Annotated in this window: 14 protein-coding genes; 8 read left to right on the forward strand and 6 right to left on the reverse strand. The window is 66.3% G+C overall.

What is annotated here, in order from left to right:
- Window positions 1-44: 44 nt before the first annotated feature.
- The 4 genes from OTERR_RS00640 (at window position 45) to lipA (ending at window position 3,019) form a co-directional block, all read left to right on the forward strand.
- A complete protein-coding gene (locus OTERR_RS00640) occupies window positions 45-929 on the forward strand; it encodes a D-amino acid aminotransferase (protein WP_149424533.1) in 885 nt (294 codons plus the stop codon).
- 148 nt (window positions 930-1,077) lie between these two features.
- Window positions 1,078-1,290: a YbeD family protein gene (locus OTERR_RS00645; RefSeq protein ID WP_223116022.1), complete on the forward strand. Its 213-nt coding sequence runs from the start codon at window positions 1,078-1,080 to the stop codon at window positions 1,288-1,290.
- A gap of 65 nt (window positions 1,291-1,355) precedes the next feature.
- Entirely contained in the window at window positions 1,356-2,009 is a 654-nt protein-coding gene (lipB, locus tag OTERR_RS00650; protein WP_246154539.1) for a lipoyl(octanoyl) transferase LipB, read from the forward strand.
- Between the two features lie 68 nt (window positions 2,010-2,077).
- Complete coding sequence (lipA, locus tag OTERR_RS00655; protein WP_054619771.1) at window positions 2,078-3,019, forward strand: lipoyl synthase; 942 nt, start codon at window positions 2,078-2,080, stop codon at window positions 3,017-3,019.
- Between the two features lie 88 nt (window positions 3,020-3,107).
- Here lipA and OTERR_RS00660 read toward each other — a convergent pair whose 3' ends face one another.
- Window positions 3,108-4,832 carry a patatin-like phospholipase family protein gene (locus tag OTERR_RS00660; protein WP_187775272.1) on the reverse strand — a complete coding sequence of 575 codons (1,725 nt, stop codon included), beginning with the start codon at window positions 4,830-4,832 and terminating at the stop codon, window positions 3,108-3,110.
- Between the two features lie 219 nt (window positions 4,833-5,051).
- Here OTERR_RS00660 and OTERR_RS00665 point away from each other — a divergent pair, with 219 nt between their 5' ends.
- Window positions 5,052-6,368 carry an enoyl ACP reductase FabMG family protein gene (locus OTERR_RS00665; protein WP_149424536.1) on the forward strand — a complete coding sequence of 439 codons (1,317 nt, stop codon included), beginning with the start codon at window positions 5,052-5,054 and terminating at the stop codon, window positions 6,366-6,368.
- Between the two features lie 106 nt (window positions 6,369-6,474).
- Here OTERR_RS00665 and OTERR_RS00670 read toward each other — a convergent pair whose 3' ends face one another.
- Window positions 6,475-7,419 (reverse strand): VTT domain-containing protein, encoded by a 945-nt coding sequence (locus tag OTERR_RS00670; RefSeq protein WP_149424537.1) that lies wholly within the window; start codon window positions 7,417-7,419, stop codon window positions 6,475-6,477.
- Between the two features lie 414 nt (window positions 7,420-7,833).
- Here OTERR_RS00670 and OTERR_RS00675 point away from each other — a divergent pair, with 414 nt between their 5' ends.
- Window positions 7,834-8,178, forward strand: coding sequence for a carboxymuconolactone decarboxylase family protein (locus OTERR_RS00675; RefSeq protein ID WP_149424538.1), 345 nt, complete (start codon window positions 7,834-7,836; stop codon window positions 8,176-8,178).
- 232 nt (window positions 8,179-8,410) lie between these two features.
- On the opposite strand, the gene OTERR_RS00680 is transcribed toward OTERR_RS00675, so the two are convergent.
- Window positions 8,411-9,565 carry a methyltransferase gene (locus tag OTERR_RS00680; protein ID WP_149424539.1) on the reverse strand — a complete coding sequence of 385 codons (1,155 nt, stop codon included), beginning with the start codon at window positions 9,563-9,565 and terminating at the stop codon, window positions 8,411-8,413.
- 264 nt (window positions 9,566-9,829) lie between these two features.
- On the opposite strand from OTERR_RS00680, the gene ahpC reads away from it, so the two are divergent.
- Both ahpC and ahpF read left to right on the forward strand, forming a co-directional pair.
- Entirely contained in the window at window positions 9,830-10,399 is a 570-nt protein-coding gene (gene ahpC, locus OTERR_RS00685) for an alkyl hydroperoxide reductase subunit C (protein ID WP_054619765.1), read from the forward strand.
- 188 nt (window positions 10,400-10,587) lie between these two features.
- Complete coding sequence (ahpF, locus tag OTERR_RS00690; protein ID WP_054619764.1) at window positions 10,588-12,150, forward strand: alkyl hydroperoxide reductase subunit F; 1,563 nt, start codon at window positions 10,588-10,590, stop codon at window positions 12,148-12,150.
- 1,386 nt (window positions 12,151-13,536) lie between these two features.
- Here the strand turns inward: ahpF and OTERR_RS00695 are convergent.
- The 3 genes from OTERR_RS00695 to OTERR_RS00705 form a co-directional block, all read right to left on the reverse strand.
- On the reverse strand, window positions 13,537-13,926 hold the full coding sequence (locus OTERR_RS00695) for a cysteine rich repeat-containing protein (protein WP_149424540.1): 390 nt from the start codon (window positions 13,924-13,926) through the stop codon (window positions 13,537-13,539).
- 82 nt (window positions 13,927-14,008) lie between these two features.
- A complete protein-coding gene (locus OTERR_RS00700) occupies window positions 14,009-14,608 on the reverse strand; it encodes a hypothetical protein (protein ID WP_149424541.1) in 600 nt (199 codons plus the stop codon).
- 399 nt (window positions 14,609-15,007) lie between these two features.
- A complete protein-coding gene (locus OTERR_RS00705; RefSeq protein ID WP_149424542.1) occupies window positions 15,008-15,934 on the reverse strand; it encodes a ParB/RepB/Spo0J family partition protein in 927 nt (308 codons plus the stop codon).
- Window positions 15,935-15,959: the final 25 nt, after the last annotated feature.

The following is a 15,959-nucleotide window of genomic DNA, read 5'->3' on the forward strand; positions in this document are numbered from 1 at the left end:
GCCGCCCCTTGCCCATCGTTGTTGCCGTCACCGGGAGCCTCTTCATGATCGCCGACATCGTCTACCTCAACGGCCAGTTCCTGCCCCTGGCGGAAGCCAAGGTGTCGCCTCTGGACCGGGGCTTCCTGTTCGCCGACGGGGTCTATGAAGTGATCCCGGTGTACTCGCGCCAGACCTTCCGCCTCGACGAGCACCTGCGGCGCCTGCAGGCCAGCCTGGACGGCATCCGCCTGGCCAACCCCCTGAGCACCGCCCAGTGGCAGGCGCGGGTGCGCGAGATGATCGGCCACTCCCCCTTCGACGATGCCCAGATCTACCTGCAGGTGACCCGGGGCGCCGACGACAAGCGCGACCATGCCTTTCCCACCGGCGTCGCGCCGACCGTCTTCATGTTTGCCAGCCCCCTGGTGACGCCGGACGAAAACCTGCGCCGCCTGGGCGTGGGTGCGGTGACGGCGGTGGATAACCGCTGGCTGCGCTGCGACCTGAAGACCCTGGCTTTGCTGGCCAACGTGCTGTTGCGCCAGCAGGCGGTGGACCACGGCTGCGCCGAAACCATTCTGGTACGCGACGGTTTCGTCACCGAGGGCTCGGCCTCCAACCTCTTCCTGGTCAAGAACGGCGTGCTGGTCACCCCGCCGAAGAGCCACCTGATGCTGCCCGGCGTGACCTACGATGTGGTGCTCGACCTGGCCGTCCGCCACGGCGTGCCCACCGAGGTGCGCGAGATCCTCGCCGACGAACTGCTCGACGCGGACGAGCTGTGGATGACCTCTTCCACCAAGGAAGTGCTCGCCATTACCCGCCTCGACGGCCGCCTGGTCGGCCACGGCGAGGGTGCCGGCAAGCCCGGCCCCCTGGGCGAACAGATGTGGCGCTGGTACCAGCAGTTCAAGAACGACGTGATGCGCGCCGGGCGCGACGCCTGAACGTGCCGCCGGGCTTGAAAACGGGGCGGGCCGCCACTATCTAGTAGTGGATTTCGGCCCCGCGCCGACGCTTTGCAAAGGCTTTTTCGTGACTCCCACTCCCCGCGACACCCTCCTCGAATTTCCCTGCGCCTTCCCCCTCAAGATCATGGGGCGGCGCGAGGACGCCTTTGCTCAGGCGGTGCTGGACGTGGTGTTGCGCCACGATCCGGAATTCGACGGGGCCACCATGGAAATGCGGCCGAGCAAGGCCGGCAACTACCTGGCCCTGACCGTCACCGTCACCGCCGTCTCCCAGGCCCAGCTCGACGCCCTGTACATGGAGCTGACCGGCCATCCCCTGGTGCTGATGGTGCTGTGACCTCCCCCGTCGCCACGTTGCCCGGTAGCTGCAACCCCCCATCCCCGGCAGCGGCAACCCCCGCCATCGTCCTGCGCCGCCTCGGCCGGGCCGAGTACGAACCCACCTGGCAGGCCATGCAGGCCTTTACCGCCGGGCGCGATGCCGCTACCCCCGACGAGTTGTGGCTGGTGGAGCATCCGCCGGTATTCACCCTGGGCCAGGCGGGCAAGGCCGAACACCTGCTGCGCGACGTCGGCATCGCCACGGTGAAGATCGACCGGGGCGGCCAGGTCACCTACCACGGCCCCGGCCAGGTGGTGATCTATACCTTGATCGACCTGCACCGGCGGGGCCTCAAGGTGCGCGAACTGGTCAGCCGCATCGAGCAGGCGGTGATCGACCTGCTCGCCGAGTTGGGCATCGCCGCTCGCCGCGAGGACGGCGCCCCGGGGGTCTATGTGGACATCCCCGGCGCTGTTCTCGGCCCCATGGGGGCCAAAATCGCTGCCCTCGGCCTACGCATTCGCAACGGCTGTTCCTACCACGGTGTGTCCCTCAACGTGGCCATGGACCTGGCCCCCTTTGCCGCCATTAACCCTTGCGGCTACGAGGGTTTGGCGGTGACACAGACCTCCGACTTGGGGGTATCCTTGAGCCCCCCGGAAGTGGCCGAGGCCCTGGCCCGCCACCTGGTCGCCCAGCTCGAGCGCGGCGGCCGGTCCACCCCCGACCTGTAATACCCGAACGACCCATGCGCCTCCCCGCCGCCACAAGCGGGCCGGGGAGCCCAGCGCGGAGATTTTTCATGGCTGAAGCCGGCGTTAAGCAAAAGGGCGAACTGAAGACCGCCCGCATCCCCATCAAGATCGTGCCCCAGGCGCCCCAGCGCAAGCCCGAGTGGATCCGCGTCAAGGCCGGCAACCCGGACGGCCGCTTCGGCGAGATCAAGCAGATGCTGCGCGAGCAGAAGCTGCACACCGTGTGTGAGGAAGCCGCCTGCCCCAACATCGGCGAATGCTTCGGCCGCGGCACCGCCACCTTCATGATCCTGGGCGACATCTGCACCCGCCGCTGCCCCTTCTGCGACGTCGGCCACGGCAAGCCCCTGCCCCCGGACCCGGACGAGCCCGCCCACCTGGCCGACTCGGTGGCCCGCCTCAAGCTGCGCTACGTGGTCATCACCAGCGTGGACCGGGACGACCTGCGCGACGGCGGCGCCCGCCACTTCGTGGACGTCATCCGCGCCGTACGCGAAAAATCCCCCAGCACCACCATCGAAACCCTGGTGCCCGACTTCCGCGGCCGCATGGACACCGCCCTGGACGTCTTTGGCGAAGGCCTGCCGGACATCCTCAACCACAACATGGAAACCGTGCCGCGCCTGTACAAGGCGGCCCGGCCCGGGGCCGACTACCAGCACTCCCTGACCTTCATGCAGGAGTTCAAGCGCCGCTACCCGAACGTGCCGACCAAGTCCGGCCTGATGGTCGGCCTGGGCGAAACCGACGACGAAATCCTCGACGTGATGCGCGACCTGCGCGCCCACGGCGTGGAAATGCTTACCATCGGTCAGTACCTGGCACCCTCCAACCACCACCTGCCGGTACAGCGCTACGTCCATCCCGACGTGTTCAAGATGTACGAGGAAAAAGCCAAGGAAATGGGTTTTTCCGGTGCTGCCTGCGGCCCCATGGTACGTAGTTCGTATTGGGCAGATCAGCAGGCCCATGGGGCGGGAGTGGTGTAAATCTGGGCTCTGGGCTACGCCTCGCAAGCGAAAACGGCTACCGGATACGGTAGCCGTTTTTCATTCAATCACGCCGTTTCAGGCCAGCTTATAAGCCCCGGTTGCCGAGTTCCTGATCGATTCTGTGTAGAGCCCAATCCGTGATCTTGCGCCGAACCTGGAATGCCCAGAGCAAGCAGCCGATACCGAACTTGAAGCCGCCGCTCAACTTGGCGTCCTTCAGCGCGGAGAGTACGGCGCCTACCCGCTCAGACATCGGGCTGCGGATGGATTCAACGTTGAATTGACCGACAGGCCAGGCTGGGACGGCCTCTTGGTTAGCGCCTGGGTCGTTGATGCCGGGCATCAACGGGATGAGCGGCAGTTCGGCGGCAGTACCGCTGCCGATCAGGTAGGGGCTCCGGTCCGTTGGCATGCGCCCTGCGAACAGCGGGTTGTCGGCAGGCAGGCTGAAGTGTCGGGCCAGGAACTGCTGGCAGTTGCGTCGGCCGAGCAGATAGTCGTGCAGACGGTAGCTGCGGTGCAGGAAGCCAGAGAAACCGCCCAGGGCGCCGCTGGCCAGGGCATATCCCTTGCTGATGGCGCTGTCCTGTCCCCGGCTGGGGGAAACCAGAAAGCGGCTGAACACATTGGGTGCCAGGGCCAGGGCCACGTCTTCCGGCTTGAAGCGGGCCTGCTCCTTCCAGGCGGTGGTGAGGCCAAGGCCGGCGCGGACCAGATCCACCGGTGCATCAGGGCCTAACTGGGCGGGGTCGGGGAACGGGTCCACCATGATGATGGCTCGTGTGGCCGTCAGCCCGTCCCGGGGGTTGTGTCCCAGTTCCCCGGCGAGTTCCTTGCGTGCCAGGTCCAGGGGTTCGTTGTTCATGACGCCACCATCGACATTGAGGAAGGTATAGGTGGGTGATGGCGGTGGGTTTTTCCAAGTCGGCTTGATCTGGATGAAACCCGGAGGTTGTCCGCCTTCGCCGGGCACCATCACGTAGCGGTAGTCGTAGTCGCTGGTCTTGCGCGTGAACAGGCGGGGCAGGAGACCGATGGGGAAGGCGGCGGAAGCCAGGGCGGCAGTGCCCAGGTCCTGCCAGACCTGCACATTCCAGCTGTTGGGGTAGGCGAGCAGCGTTTCGTCGGGACAGATCGACGGGCTGTCGCGGGCGTCGCTGCTGTAGGCCACGGCAAAGCGCAGCCAGTCGGCGTGCATGGTCATTTCGTGCCCATTGGCACTGTTGCCCTTCATGGCGATCGAGTAGGGAACGCCACACAGATTGGTGACGGTGAAGATGAGCTTGAGAGGATCGGCCACGTAGGGGCGGTCGGCCAGGGGCGCGTTGCTGTAGCTGATGGCATCGGCGGCAATGCGTGTCAGGCAACTGGCGTCGAGCAGGCTTTGCGGCAGCGCGTTACGGGTGAGGTCGCCGGTTTCGAGCAGTTTGGTGATATCGATATCCTCGACCCAGGCCTTGAACAGTGGGTTCGTCGGGTCGAGCTTTTTGGCCGTGCAGTGGGGAAAGCGGTAGCGCAGCGCCGTGGCGGCGATGGCACCGCTGATCGCTCCGGCCGAAGCCCCGGTGATCACGCGGATCCTGACCTCGTGACGGGGCACGTCCCGGCCCGCGGCCTTGGCGTCCTGCCAGGCCTCGAGGGCCTCGAAGAGAAAATCGAGCACCCCGGCCGTGTAGGCACCGGCCGAGACGGCGCCGGCGAGCACGAGGCCAATCTCGAACGTTCCTTCCGGCGGCGCGGGTGGGGCCAGGGGGCGGCCTGCTGTCAGCTCCTGGGGATATGCATCCTGCGTGACGATTTCGCTAGCCATGGCGTACCTCCTGAGCGGTTGTCGATGGACTGACTCCCAGGTGTTGAGGGGAGCTTCCAGCTTAGAAGGTCGTACGGAAAATCCCATTTGAATTTCGCGGATGGCGGGCAGCCTGCTGTCAGGCTGGCGGAAGACAAGGTGCGTGGGGATTAGGGTTACGCTCCGGTCAGCCTGCTGCGGTAAAATCCTTGCCCCAACTGAACAAGTAAGGACCAAATCGTGAGCGCTCCCGTCGCCCTGAGAAACCTGAGCAACCAGACCCTGTTCCGCCAGGGGGACGTGTTCGTCCTGTTTGGCGAACTGTTCGGCCGCGGCTACGCCAACGGCCTGGTGAACCAGGCTCGGGAAGCAGGCATGACCCTGATCGGCATGACCGTGGGCCGGCGCGAAGCCGACGGTTCCCTGCGTCGCCTCACCGATGACGAGCTGGCCGCCGCCGAAGCCAACCTGGGGGGCAAGATCATCAACGTGCCGCTGATGGCCGGCTTCGACATGGACGCCCCGGCCGGCACCCCGACCCCCACCGAGATGGTCGGCGGCATGGGCCTCAAGACCTGGCAGGACGACAAGCTCGACTGGGCCCAGGTGGAAGCCTGCCGCGCCGTCGGCGTGGCCCGCTTCAAGGCCGGGGTGGCCGAGGCCATGGCCCAGCTGGACGGGATGATTCCCGATGGCGCCCGGGTTTTCTTCGCCCACACCATGGCCGGCGGCCTGGTCAAGGCCAAGGTCTTCCTGGCCATCGCCAACCGCATCTACAAGGGCCGCGGCGAGCGCTTCATGTCGTCCCGCGCCCTGCTCGATTCCGATCTGGGCAAGCTCAACCTGATGAACTTCGACGAGGTCACGGCCAATACCTTCGGCTACCTCATCGAGGGTAGCGCCGCCCTGCGCGAGCGCATCGAGAAGACCGGTGGCAGCACCCGCTACACCGCTTACGGCTACCACGGCACCGAGATCCTGATCGACGGCCAGTACCAGTGGCAGACCTACACCAACTACACCCAGGGCTACGCCAAGAAGCGCCTGGAGGACATCGCCCGGGCCGCCTGGGACAAGGGCGTCAAGGCCACCGTCTTCAACTGCCCGGAAATCCGCACCAATTCCTCCGACATCTTCGTCGGCGTGGAACTCTCCCTGGTGCCCCTGCTCAACGCCCTCAAGCGCGAAGGCTGCGGTGCCTGGGGCGAGGCCCAATGGGCGGCCTGCCAAGCCCTGCTCAAGGACGGCACCACCCTGGCCGAGGTGCTCGCCACCCTGGACCGCTACAACGTGGACCCGGTCATGGTCGGCTTCCGCAACTTCGACGCCTGGCCCATGGACAACACCCCGGAGCTGGCCGAGTGCATGATCGGCACCGCCGAGGGCATCACCGCCCTGCACAAGGAGCGCACCGCTCTGATCACCGACCACCTGAGCGCCTTGGTGATCGAGGCCACCGGTCCGTTGATGTTTAACGAGGCCGCCCAGCCGAGCGGCCCGGTGCTGTGGCTCAACCACGACGTCATCGCCAAGCAGCTGGCCGCCCTGCACGCCTAAGGCGGATACCTGCAGCAGATGTGCGAAGAGCCGGCCTAGCCGGCTCTTCTGCTTTGTGGGGGGGGCGGCGTCGGTGCGCCGGCGCCGTGGTGCGGGCCGGGTCCCGCTAGCGCGCGCTCCCTGCTCCGTTTGCCCCGTTCACCGCGGCCCGCCAGGCCTCGTAGCCGCCCTTGAGCGGATGCACCGAGGAATAGCCCCGCTGCAGCAGCTCCTGGGCTACCTTGACCGCGGTGGCGTCCTCCGGACAGGCGCACAGGGTGACGATGCACTGGTCCTTGGGCCAGGCCGCCGCGGCCTGCTCCAGGGCCTCGGCGGCCACCACCGTGGCGCCGGGGATCGGGCCGGTTTCGGCGATCATCGCCGCACCGCGCAGGTCGAGCAGCAGGGGCGGTTGGTCCGAGGCCAGGGCGTCGAGCAGTTCGCCCGGGGAAATGTGCGGAATGGCGGCCAGCCGCTCGAAGCGGTACTTCTGCCAGAACTTCCAGCCCAGCCACAGCACCAGGATGGCCAGTACCCCGCCCACCACCAGGCCGCCGTTGGCGCTCAGGGCGGCGATGGCCTCCTGGACCTGCTCGCGCAGCAGCCAGCCGGCCAGGATGGCGCCACCGGCCCACAGGGCTGCCCCCGCCCCGGCGGCGGCAAGAAAGCTCGGCAATGCCATGCGCAGGGCGCCGGCAATGGGCGGCGCCACGGTGGAAAACCCCGGGACGAACTTGGCCACCACCAGGGACCACACGCCCCAGCGGATGAAGCGCCCCTCGGTCTCGGTGACGCAGGACCCCGGGTTGATCGACAGCCGGCATAGGCCGCTCAGCACCCGGTAGCCGAAGGCCCGCCCGGCCAGGTACCACAGCCAGTCGGCGATCACCGAGGCCAGCACGGCGGCGGCGAGCATCTGGCCGGCCTGGCCGTAGCCCAGGGCCAGGCTGCCGGCCACCAGCAGGGTGGGCACCGCCGGCACCGGCAGGCCGACCTGCTGCATCAGCACGTTGATGAACACGACCCATACGGCATCGCGTTGCAGGGCGCTGGTGATCTGGCTGATATCCATCGGGTCTCTCGCGGGCGCCGCGCGGCGGGGCCTCGGGTGGTGGGGATGACAGGATAGCGGAAGCAGCGCGCCGTCCGACAGGGCGCCGGAGCAGCGGCGGATTGTGGCTCGGGCACGGCGGCGCAAGGGCGCGCATTACGGGGCGCATGTCATTATGGACCTCGACCAAACCCCGCGTGGATACTCGATCTTGGCGACATGGCCTTGGAGAACCGCGCCAATGCTTGTTCTCCAAGGTGGCATCGTGAAGAACAAGGCGGGGCGAGGGTTTTGGCCGGGGTGTCGTTGGCGCAACAAGGCGGAATCGCCCCCGGGCCTGCCACTCCCGTGCCGGTTGCCCCGACACCGTCCCCGGCGCATGCTGGCCCTTTACCCTTGGGACGTTCCGTCCCGCTCACGACGAGGAGTGCTGTCATGCTCGACTGGAAAACCTACCGCAAGCAGTTGGTCACCCGCATCGGCGAGATCGCCGGCCTCAGCCCGGACACGGTCAAGGGCTACCAGACCCTGAGCAACGCCGGCAAGGCCACCAACCACCTGGACGCCAAGACCCGGGAGCTGATCGCCCTGGCGGTGGTGGTGACCACCCGCTGCGACGGCTGCATCGCCGTGCATTCGGCGGCGGCGCTCAAGGCGGGGGCCAGCCGGGAGGAAATCGCCGAAGCCCTGGGCGTGGCGGTGGCCCTCAATGCCGGTGCTGCCCTGGTCTATTCGTCCCGGGTGATGGACGCCATCGCCCCGGACGAGGGCCAGGGTTAAGCCGATCGCGGGGCCGGCGCGGCCAAAACGCGTCGGCCGGCGCCTGCCTTGAGCGCCGACGGCAACAGCCGGTGCTGGCGGGGCGCTAAGGAAGGGAATGTGACGCCAGGGGCCGCCATGCCGGCCCGTTCGTCCCGTCTCTGCCCAGGCCACGCTGCGGCAAATCCGATGCCGCGCAGCAGCGGCGGCGCCACTCAATACGGGCGATGGGTTCAGCCCGGAAAACGCCGTCTCAGGCGGCGCCGAGGCGCCACAGGGAGGTCACTTCCTTGCTGCGCGCCGCGTGCAGCGGGTCGTCCGGGTCGCCGGCCTTGGGGTGGCGCGGGCGGATGTCGTGGCGGCCGAGCACGGCCAGCCCGGCCGCGTCGATCCACGCCAGCAATTCTTCCCGGGACCGCAGCCCCAGGTGCTCGGCCAGGTCCGAGATGATCAGCCAGCCCTCGCCGCCCGGGGCCAGATGGGCCGCCAGGCCGGCGAGAAAGCCGCGCAGCATGCGGCTGTCCGGGTCGTACACCGCGTATTCGATGGCCGAGCTGGGCCGCGCCGGCACCCAGGGCGGGTTGCACACCACCAGGGGCGCCCGGCCGTCCGGGAACAGGTCGGCCTCGACCACCTCCACGTGTTTATCCACCCCCAGCCGCGCCAGGTTCTCCCCGGCGCAGGCCAGGGCGCGCGGGTCCTGGTCGGTGGCGACGATCTTGGCGACGCCGCGCTTGGCCAGCACCGCCGCCAGCACGCCGGAACCGGTGCCGATGTCGAAGGCCAGGGCCGGCGCCGGGCGGGGTAGGGGCGTGCTGGCCACCAGGTCCACGTATTCGCCGCGCACCGGCGAGAACACCCCGTAGTGCGGATGAATGCGTCCGCCCAAGGCGGCAATCTCCACCCCCTTCTTGCGCCATTCGTGGGCGCCCACCCGGCCGAGCAGTTCGCGCAGCGACACCACCGAGGGGCCGTCGGCCGGGCCGTAGGCTTCCAGGCAGGCGGCGGCCACGTCCGGCGCCCGGCGCAGGGGGATGGCGTAGTCGGCATCGAGGGGAATCAGCACCATCCCCAGCACCCGGGCGCGCTGCCCCTGGGCCTGGCGGTGCAGGTGGAAGGCCTCGGCCGGGGTGCGGCTGGGCGGTGCCGCCTTGGCCTTCTTGCGTGCCGCCGGGCTGGGCTTGTCGGCGCGCCGGGCCAGGGCCTGCAACAGCTGCCGGGCGTTGTGGAAGTCGCCGCGCCAGAGCAGGGCGGTTCCTTCGCAGGCCAGCCGGTAGGCGGTATCGGCGTTCAGGGTGTCGTCGGCGAGCAGCACCTTCTTGGGCGGCGGCGTGCCGTTTTCCGAGCGCCAGCGGGCGGCCCGGGGCGTGTCGCCGTCGGTCCAGTGAAGTTGGGGGATGTCGCTCATGGGGAGGGCCGGGCTCGGTGGGACGGGGCGGATGCCCCGGGAGCGGCGATTGTAGAGAGGCCCCGAGCCTGGGGCAACGCGGTGAGGCGGCCGGCCTGGGCCGGGAGGCTGCCCGGTAGGGGCGCGGGGAGTGTGTTGATAGTTTGTTGCTATTCACAGTATCAAAACAATTGACTGGAATAACTGGCGGCCGGGCCCTAAGATGCATCCATCGCAGCACCCAACCTCAACCGATTTGCCACAACCTACCAAGGAGAATCACCGATGAGCACCTCCCTGATCAACACCGAAATCAAGCCGTTCAACGCCACCGCCTTCCACGCCGGCAAGTTCGTTCCCGTTTCCGACGCCGACCTGAAGGGCAAGTGGTCCGTGGTCTTCTTCTACCCCGCCGACTTCACCTTCGTCTGCCCGACCGAGCTGGGCGATCTGGCCGACAACTACGCCGAGTTCCAGAAGCTGGGCGTGGAAATCTACTCCGTCTCCACCGACACCCACTTCACCCATAAGGCCTGGCACGACAGCTCCGAGACCATCGGCAAGATCAACTACCCGATGATCGGCGACCCCACCGGCGTCATCACCCGCAACTTCGGCGTGATGATCGAAGAAGCCGGCCTGGCCGAGCGCGGCACCTTCGTGATCGACCCCCAGGGCAAGATCCAGATCATCGAGATCAACGCCGGCGGCATCGGCCGCGACGCTGCCGAGCTGCTGCGCAAGGTGAAGGCGGCCCAGTACGTGGCCTCCCACCCGGGCGAAGTCTGCCCCGCCAAGTGGAAGGAAGGCGAGGCCACCCTGGCCCCCTCCCTGGACCTGGTCGGCAAGATCTAAGTCCCTGACTCCCGCCGCGTTCTCGTAACGCCACGCAGGAAACTCCCCCGGGCCCCGGCCCGGGGGCCGGGAGCGGTTTGCACCCGGCCCCCGGATTCCAGCGGCAAGGCGCCTGCCCCAGGCCCAGACACCTTCCCTCTGCAATCCCCTTCCAGATTTCACCAATTCAGCTTCCTCGGGAGACCCCCATGCTCGACGCCAACATCAAGACCCAGCTCAAGGCCTACCTGGAAAAGCTCGTCCAGCCCATCGAACTGGTGGCCTCCCTGGACGATTCCGCCAAGGCCCAGGAAATGCGCGGCCTGCTGGTGGACATCGCCGAACTCTCGCCCAAGGTGACCCTGCGCGAGAACGGTACCGCCGCCCGCCGTCCGTCGTTTGCCATCGCCAAGGCCGGCGAGACCCCGCGCATCCACTTCGCCGGCATCCCCATGGGCCACGAGTTCACCTCCCTGGTGCTCGCCCTGCTGCAAAGCGGCGGCCACCCGCCCAAGATCGAGGCCGATGTGATCGAACAGATCAAGGGCCTGGACGGCCAGTTCAGCTTCGAGACCTTCGTCTCCCTGTCCTGCCATAACTGCCCGGACGTGGTGCAGGCCCTCAACACCCTGGCCGTGCTCAACCCCGGCGTCGAAGCGGTGATGATCGACGGCGGCATGTTCCAGCAGGAAGTGGAAGATCGCCAGATCATGGGCGTGCCCGCCGTCTATCTCAACGGCGAACTGTTCGGCCAGGGCCGCATGGAACTGGGCGAGATCATCGCCAAGCTCGACACCGGCGCCGCCGCCCGGGCCGCCGAGAAGATCGCCCAGAAGGACGTGTTCGACGTGCTGGTGGTGGGCGGTGGCCCGGCCGGCGCGGCGGCCGCCATCTACGCCGCCCGCAAGGGCATCCGTACCGGCGTGGCGGCCGAGCGTTTCGGCGGCCAGGTGCTCGACACCCTGGGCATCGAGAACTTCATCTCGGTGAAGGAGACCGAAGGCCCCAAGCTGGCCATGGCCCTGGAACAGCACGTCCGCGACTACGACGTGGACATCATGAACCTGCAGCGCGCCGTGGGCCTCAAGCCCGCCGCCGACGGCAAGCCCGCCGAGGTCACCCTGGCCAACGGCGCGGTGTTGAAGAGCAAGACGGTGATCCTTTCCACCGGCGCCCGCTGGCGCGAGATGGGCGTGCCCGGCGAAGCCGAGTACCGCACCAAGGGCGTGGCCTACTGCCCCCACTGCGACGGTCCCCTGTTCAAGGGCAAGCGCGTGGCGGTGATCGGCGGAGGCAACTCCGGTGTGGAAGCAGCCATCGACCTGGCCGGCATCGTCGCCCACGTCACCCTGCTGGAATTCGGCAGTGAGTTGCGCGCCGACGCCGTGCTGCAAAAGAAGCTCCACAGCCTGCCCAACGTCACCGTCATCACCCAGGCCCAGACCACCGAAGTCACCGGCGACGGCCAGAAGGTGAACGGCCTGGTGTACAAGGACCGGGCGAGCGGTGAAACGAAGAAGGTGGAGCTGGAAGGCATCTTCGTCCAGATCGGCCTGCTGCCCAACACCGATTGGCTCAAGGGCACGGTGGAACTGTCCAGCCGCGGCGAGATCATCATCGACGACAAGGGCCAGACCACGGTCCCCGGCGTCTTCGCCGCCGGCGACTGCACCACGGTGCCCTACAAGCAGATCATCATCGCCATGGGCGAGGGCGCCAAGGCCAGCCTGGCCGCCTTCGACCACCTGATCCGCACGTCGGTGACGGCGTAAGTTTTACTGCCCCACAAACAAAAAGCCCGCCCCGGGGAACCGGGGCGGGCTTTTTGTTTGTGGGTGGGTGATAGACCGGATGGGGGCATGAAACTCAGAGAGTTTTCAGCAACACAAGGCGTGAGAAACAGGTGTCCTACTTGCAGAGTAGAGATCGTTTGCTATATCGACAATGCTTTTGACATTTCATTGATTGCTCAATAGCATAAAGAATATGAGAGACGCTTATGTGAGAATGTCTGATGATTGCTGTGGTGCGTCTAAACAGGAGATTAACTGGCTCTATATGAAAAATGGCACGGGCCGATAAATTAAAATCAGGTTGAAATGCCGTGATTAAACTTCTGAGAATATCTTCTTTCCTATGCGTAGGTAGTACATGTGTGTGCCTGGGATTGGCAATTTGGCAGCCAACGGGTTATTCGTCTCTATTGAATATCGGATTAGCTTTGTTGGTGTTCGCATTATTTTTTTTGGTTTGGCGTCACTACCTTCTGCATTCGCCGGTTCCTACGCGTTATGGCCGTCAAATTACTATTGATCGACATCCTGTTGCCTACAGGTTATGGTTTGTTCTGATTTCGTTGTTTTGTGGGTTCGTCCTCTACGTTCTTCTACGCGCCGGGTTATAACTACCTACCCATCTGACAATGGAATCAAGGTGCGCAGAGATGTCTGATGCGCTAGTTCCATTTGCTTGCAACGCTAGGCGCCTTGCTGATGATTCGTTGGTCCATTAATCTTATCTACGGCTCTGTCACCGTGAGATTTGAAAGCCAATATTCAATTTATGAGTCGGTTTCTAGACTGGTTGCTTTTGTTAAACCATAAATTATCGGCTCATTTTCTAGGCAATATGCTGTCAGTAATGTTGCCGAGAAGAATGTGTCTATTCGACGCATATTGCCCTTTATCCGCAATTCCTGGGGGTGATTTTTATCGGTTCTTTTGAACCGCTTGGCGCCAAGTCTGTACTCAAAGGTGAGTTTAGATTCTCAAACTGGACAAGGATATCCATGTCCATTTAGTCCGGGTTTATCGCCTTCAGGACCGTACGTGCTACCGTGGCAGTCCTTGTCAATGCTTCTGCCGACCCATGGCTCCCGTTATTTGGCGTAGGGATGTTTACCATGGGGGTCGCATTGGTTCGTAGTGGAAAATGGTTTGCCAGAAATGACGTTGCCTGGCTTACTCAAGTCATTTCTGGTGCGCTCTGCTCAGATGGTGCCCAACAGCCCGGTTCAGGGGACGGTGAGCGAGCTTCTCCCTATAAATGAAGCTGTACACGCAAAGTGTGCATTCGAAAGCTAACCCCATCAGTGCTTACGCCGATGGGGTTAGTTTTTTAGAGAAGGCTCCGAACACCCTCGATAAAACACTCCCCAATCACGGCCGCTTGTTCCCCCGCTCCATCCGCTTCGCCAGCATGGCGTAGCACCCATCCGATACCTCCTTCTGGTGGTCCAGCAGGCAGTTCACGAGGCGGCCGCCGCCGGGCTGGACGCCTTGGCAGAGGCGGCTCACATCCTGTTTGCAGGCGGCCAGGCCGTGCTGGTTGTCCAGGCGTTGCTTGAGGGCGTTGTAGCAGCCGTCGGAGATGTCCTGCTGGTGGTCGAGTAGGCAGTTCTGGGCGGGGCCGGCGCCGGGGCAGAATTTCTGGACGTCGGCCTGGCAGGCGGAGGGGGTCTGAGCCTGGGCGAGGGCGGGCAGGCCGGCGAGGGTGAGGAGCAGGGGTAGAGCGAGGCGGAAAGCGGGGCGGAGGATGTGGCGGAACATGGCGTCACCTGGGGGCCGAAGATGAAAAACGGCCCCGGGGGCGTGAACCTTCCGGGGCCGGTGTGGTGCTGCAGGGGCGGGCTCAGCCCCGGTGCGGACGGGCGGCGCGGACGTCGTGGCGGCGTTCCGCCCGGTCGGCGTTCAGGTCGCGGCGCTCGGTGTTGCGCTCGTGCAGATCCTGGCGGCGGTCGGCCCGGTCGCCGGCCAGGTCGCGGCGGTCCTGGCGGATGTCGCGCCGGTCGTTGCCGATGTCGCGACGATCCTGCTGCACGGCCCGGTTGTCCTGGCGCAGGGTGGAATCGTCGCGGCGCAGGTTCTGGCGATCCTGGGCGAGGGCGGCGGTGTTGCCGCTCTGCCGGTCGTTGCGCAGGGTGTTGAGGTCCTGGCGGCGCTGGGCGGCGGCCTGTTGGTCGGCGCTGCGGGCCTGGTTGAGCTGGCTCCGGTCCTGGCGCAGGTCGGCGCGGTCGGTGTTCAGGTCGCGGCGATCCTGGCGGATGTCCCGGTTGTCTTGACGCAGGTCGGTCCGCTCCTGGCGTAGATCGCGCCGGTCCTGACGAATGTCGCGGGTGTCCTGGCGGACCTGGGGGCTGGCGGGGGGCGTGCCGTCGGTGCTTTGGGCAAAGGCGGCGGAGGCACTACAGGCGGTGCAGACGGCAAGGGCGATAAGCGTGTGGCGGACCATGGCGATCTCCTCGTGAGGTGCGTTGGCTAGGTTGTCAGGGGGGCTCTCGGGTACTGCGGTAAAGCCGGTCTGCAGGGGCGTGTTGCTTGTTTTGGGCAGTGCCGACCGGCAGGGACTGCCCGGTGGCGATGCCACCGTTCTGCCGGGCGCACTTGCAAGGTAGCGGCGCAGATTGACGCGGGTCTGACCTGAAGCCTCCGCCGGTGGTAAGGAAATGTAAGTTCGTCGGCAAACGTAAGCGCGCCTCGGCGGGCAGGCCCGGTTGGCAAGCCAGGGGAGATGGCACGCGGAAGGGGGCGTGCCCCGCCCGGCGCGGGCTGGCCGATGGTGGCGGGGCTGGGGTATGGGCACCGGGGACCCGGCGCCGGGGAAGGGGAAGGAGGCGGTGGGAAAGGCGTCTCAGAACGGCGGGTTGTTCTCGCCCTTGAGGGCCAGGAATTCGTCGATCAGCCGGGCCAGCACTTCGTCCTCGTCGCCTTCGGCCACGCCGAGCAGTTGGGCGACCCGCTTCATCTTGCTCGGGCTGACTTTGCGCGGCGCCGGGGCGGCCACCGTGGCCGGAGCTGGGGCCGTCGTTGCTGCGCCTGCCGGTGCGGGGGGCGGGGCCACGCTCGGCGCGGGCGCTTCGCTGGCCGGGGCGGCTGCCGACGGTACAACTGCGTCGGCGGTCGCCTTCTTCTTGCTGCGCTTCAGCCCTTCCGCCGTCAGGGCGCTTTCCACCGCCTGCTTGGGCAGCTTTTCGCCGTCTTGCACCTGCTCGATCAGGGTGTCGACCCGGGCCTCGTTCTTCTGCGCCAGCTTCTCCAGCTGGATGGCGGTGGTGGTGCTGGAAATCTTGCCCGAGTCGAGCAGGGCGCTGACCTTGGGCGACAGGTTGGCAGCGGCGGTGGCCTGGTTGAGCCAGGACTGGGGCCGGCCGAAGTGCTCGGCGGCGGCCTCCCGGCTGTCGAAGCGCTGGGCGATGGCCTGGATGGCGTTGGCCATCTCCCGGGTCTCCAGGGGGGCCCGCACGCCCTGGCCCAGGTTCTCGAAGACCTGGATCTCCAGGGCCTCCTCCGGGGCGCAGGGGCGCACCAGGGCGGGCACCTTGGTTTCGCCGGCGAGCATGGCGGCGCGCCAGCGGCGTTCGCCGACGATCAGCTTGTGCCGCCCGTCGGCCCCGGCGGGCTGGACGATCAGGGGCTGGATCAGCCCCTTGGCCTGGATCGAGGCCACCAGGGCCTTCAGCCCGGCGGTATCGACCTGCTTGCGCGGGTGCTCCGGGTCCGGGTCGATCAACGCCAGGTCGATCAGCTTGAAATCGGGATGGGTGTCTTTGAAGGCCATGGCCGCTCCGCAGGGGTAAGGCGAC

Source organism: Oryzomicrobium terrae (assembly GCF_008274805.1).
Classification (GTDB): domain Bacteria; phylum Pseudomonadota; class Gammaproteobacteria; order Burkholderiales; family Rhodocyclaceae; genus Oryzomicrobium; species Oryzomicrobium terrae.

Excerpts from the sequence above, each read along its gene's own strand:
- OTERR_RS00640 (WP_149424533.1), top strand. The coding sequence starts at position 45 with ATGATCGCCGACATCGTCTACCTCAACGGCCAGTTCCTGCCCCTGGCG.
- OTERR_RS00645 (WP_223116022.1), top strand. The coding sequence starts at position 1,078 with ATGGGGCGGCGCGAGGACGCCTTTGCTCAGGCGGTGCTGGACGTGGTG.
- lipA (WP_054619771.1), top strand. The coding sequence starts at position 2,078 with ATGGCTGAAGCCGGCGTTAAGCAAAAGGGCGAACTGAAGACCGCCCGC.
- OTERR_RS00660 (WP_187775272.1), bottom strand. The coding sequence starts at position 4,832 with ATGGCTAGCGAAATCGTCACGCAGGATGCATATCCCCAGGAGCTGACA.
- OTERR_RS00670 (WP_149424537.1), bottom strand. The coding sequence starts at position 7,419 with ATGGATATCAGCCAGATCACCAGCGCCCTGCAACGCGATGCCGTATGG.
- OTERR_RS00675 (WP_149424538.1), top strand. The coding sequence starts at position 7,834 with ATGCTCGACTGGAAAACCTACCGCAAGCAGTTGGTCACCCGCATCGGC.
- OTERR_RS00680 (WP_149424539.1), bottom strand. The coding sequence starts at position 9,565 with ATGAGCGACATCCCCCAACTTCACTGGACCGACGGCGACACGCCCCGG.
- ahpC (WP_054619765.1), top strand. The coding sequence starts at position 9,830 with ATGAGCACCTCCCTGATCAACACCGAAATCAAGCCGTTCAACGCCACC.
- ahpF (WP_054619764.1), top strand. The coding sequence starts at position 10,588 with ATGCTCGACGCCAACATCAAGACCCAGCTCAAGGCCTACCTGGAAAAG.
- OTERR_RS00695 (WP_149424540.1), bottom strand. The coding sequence starts at position 13,926 with ATGTTCCGCCACATCCTCCGCCCCGCTTTCCGCCTCGCTCTACCCCTG.
- OTERR_RS00700 (WP_149424541.1), bottom strand. The coding sequence starts at position 14,608 with ATGGTCCGCCACACGCTTATCGCCCTTGCCGTCTGCACCGCCTGTAGT.
- OTERR_RS00705 (WP_149424542.1), bottom strand. The coding sequence starts at position 15,934 with ATGGCCTTCAAAGACACCCATCCCGATTTCAAGCTGATCGACCTGGCG.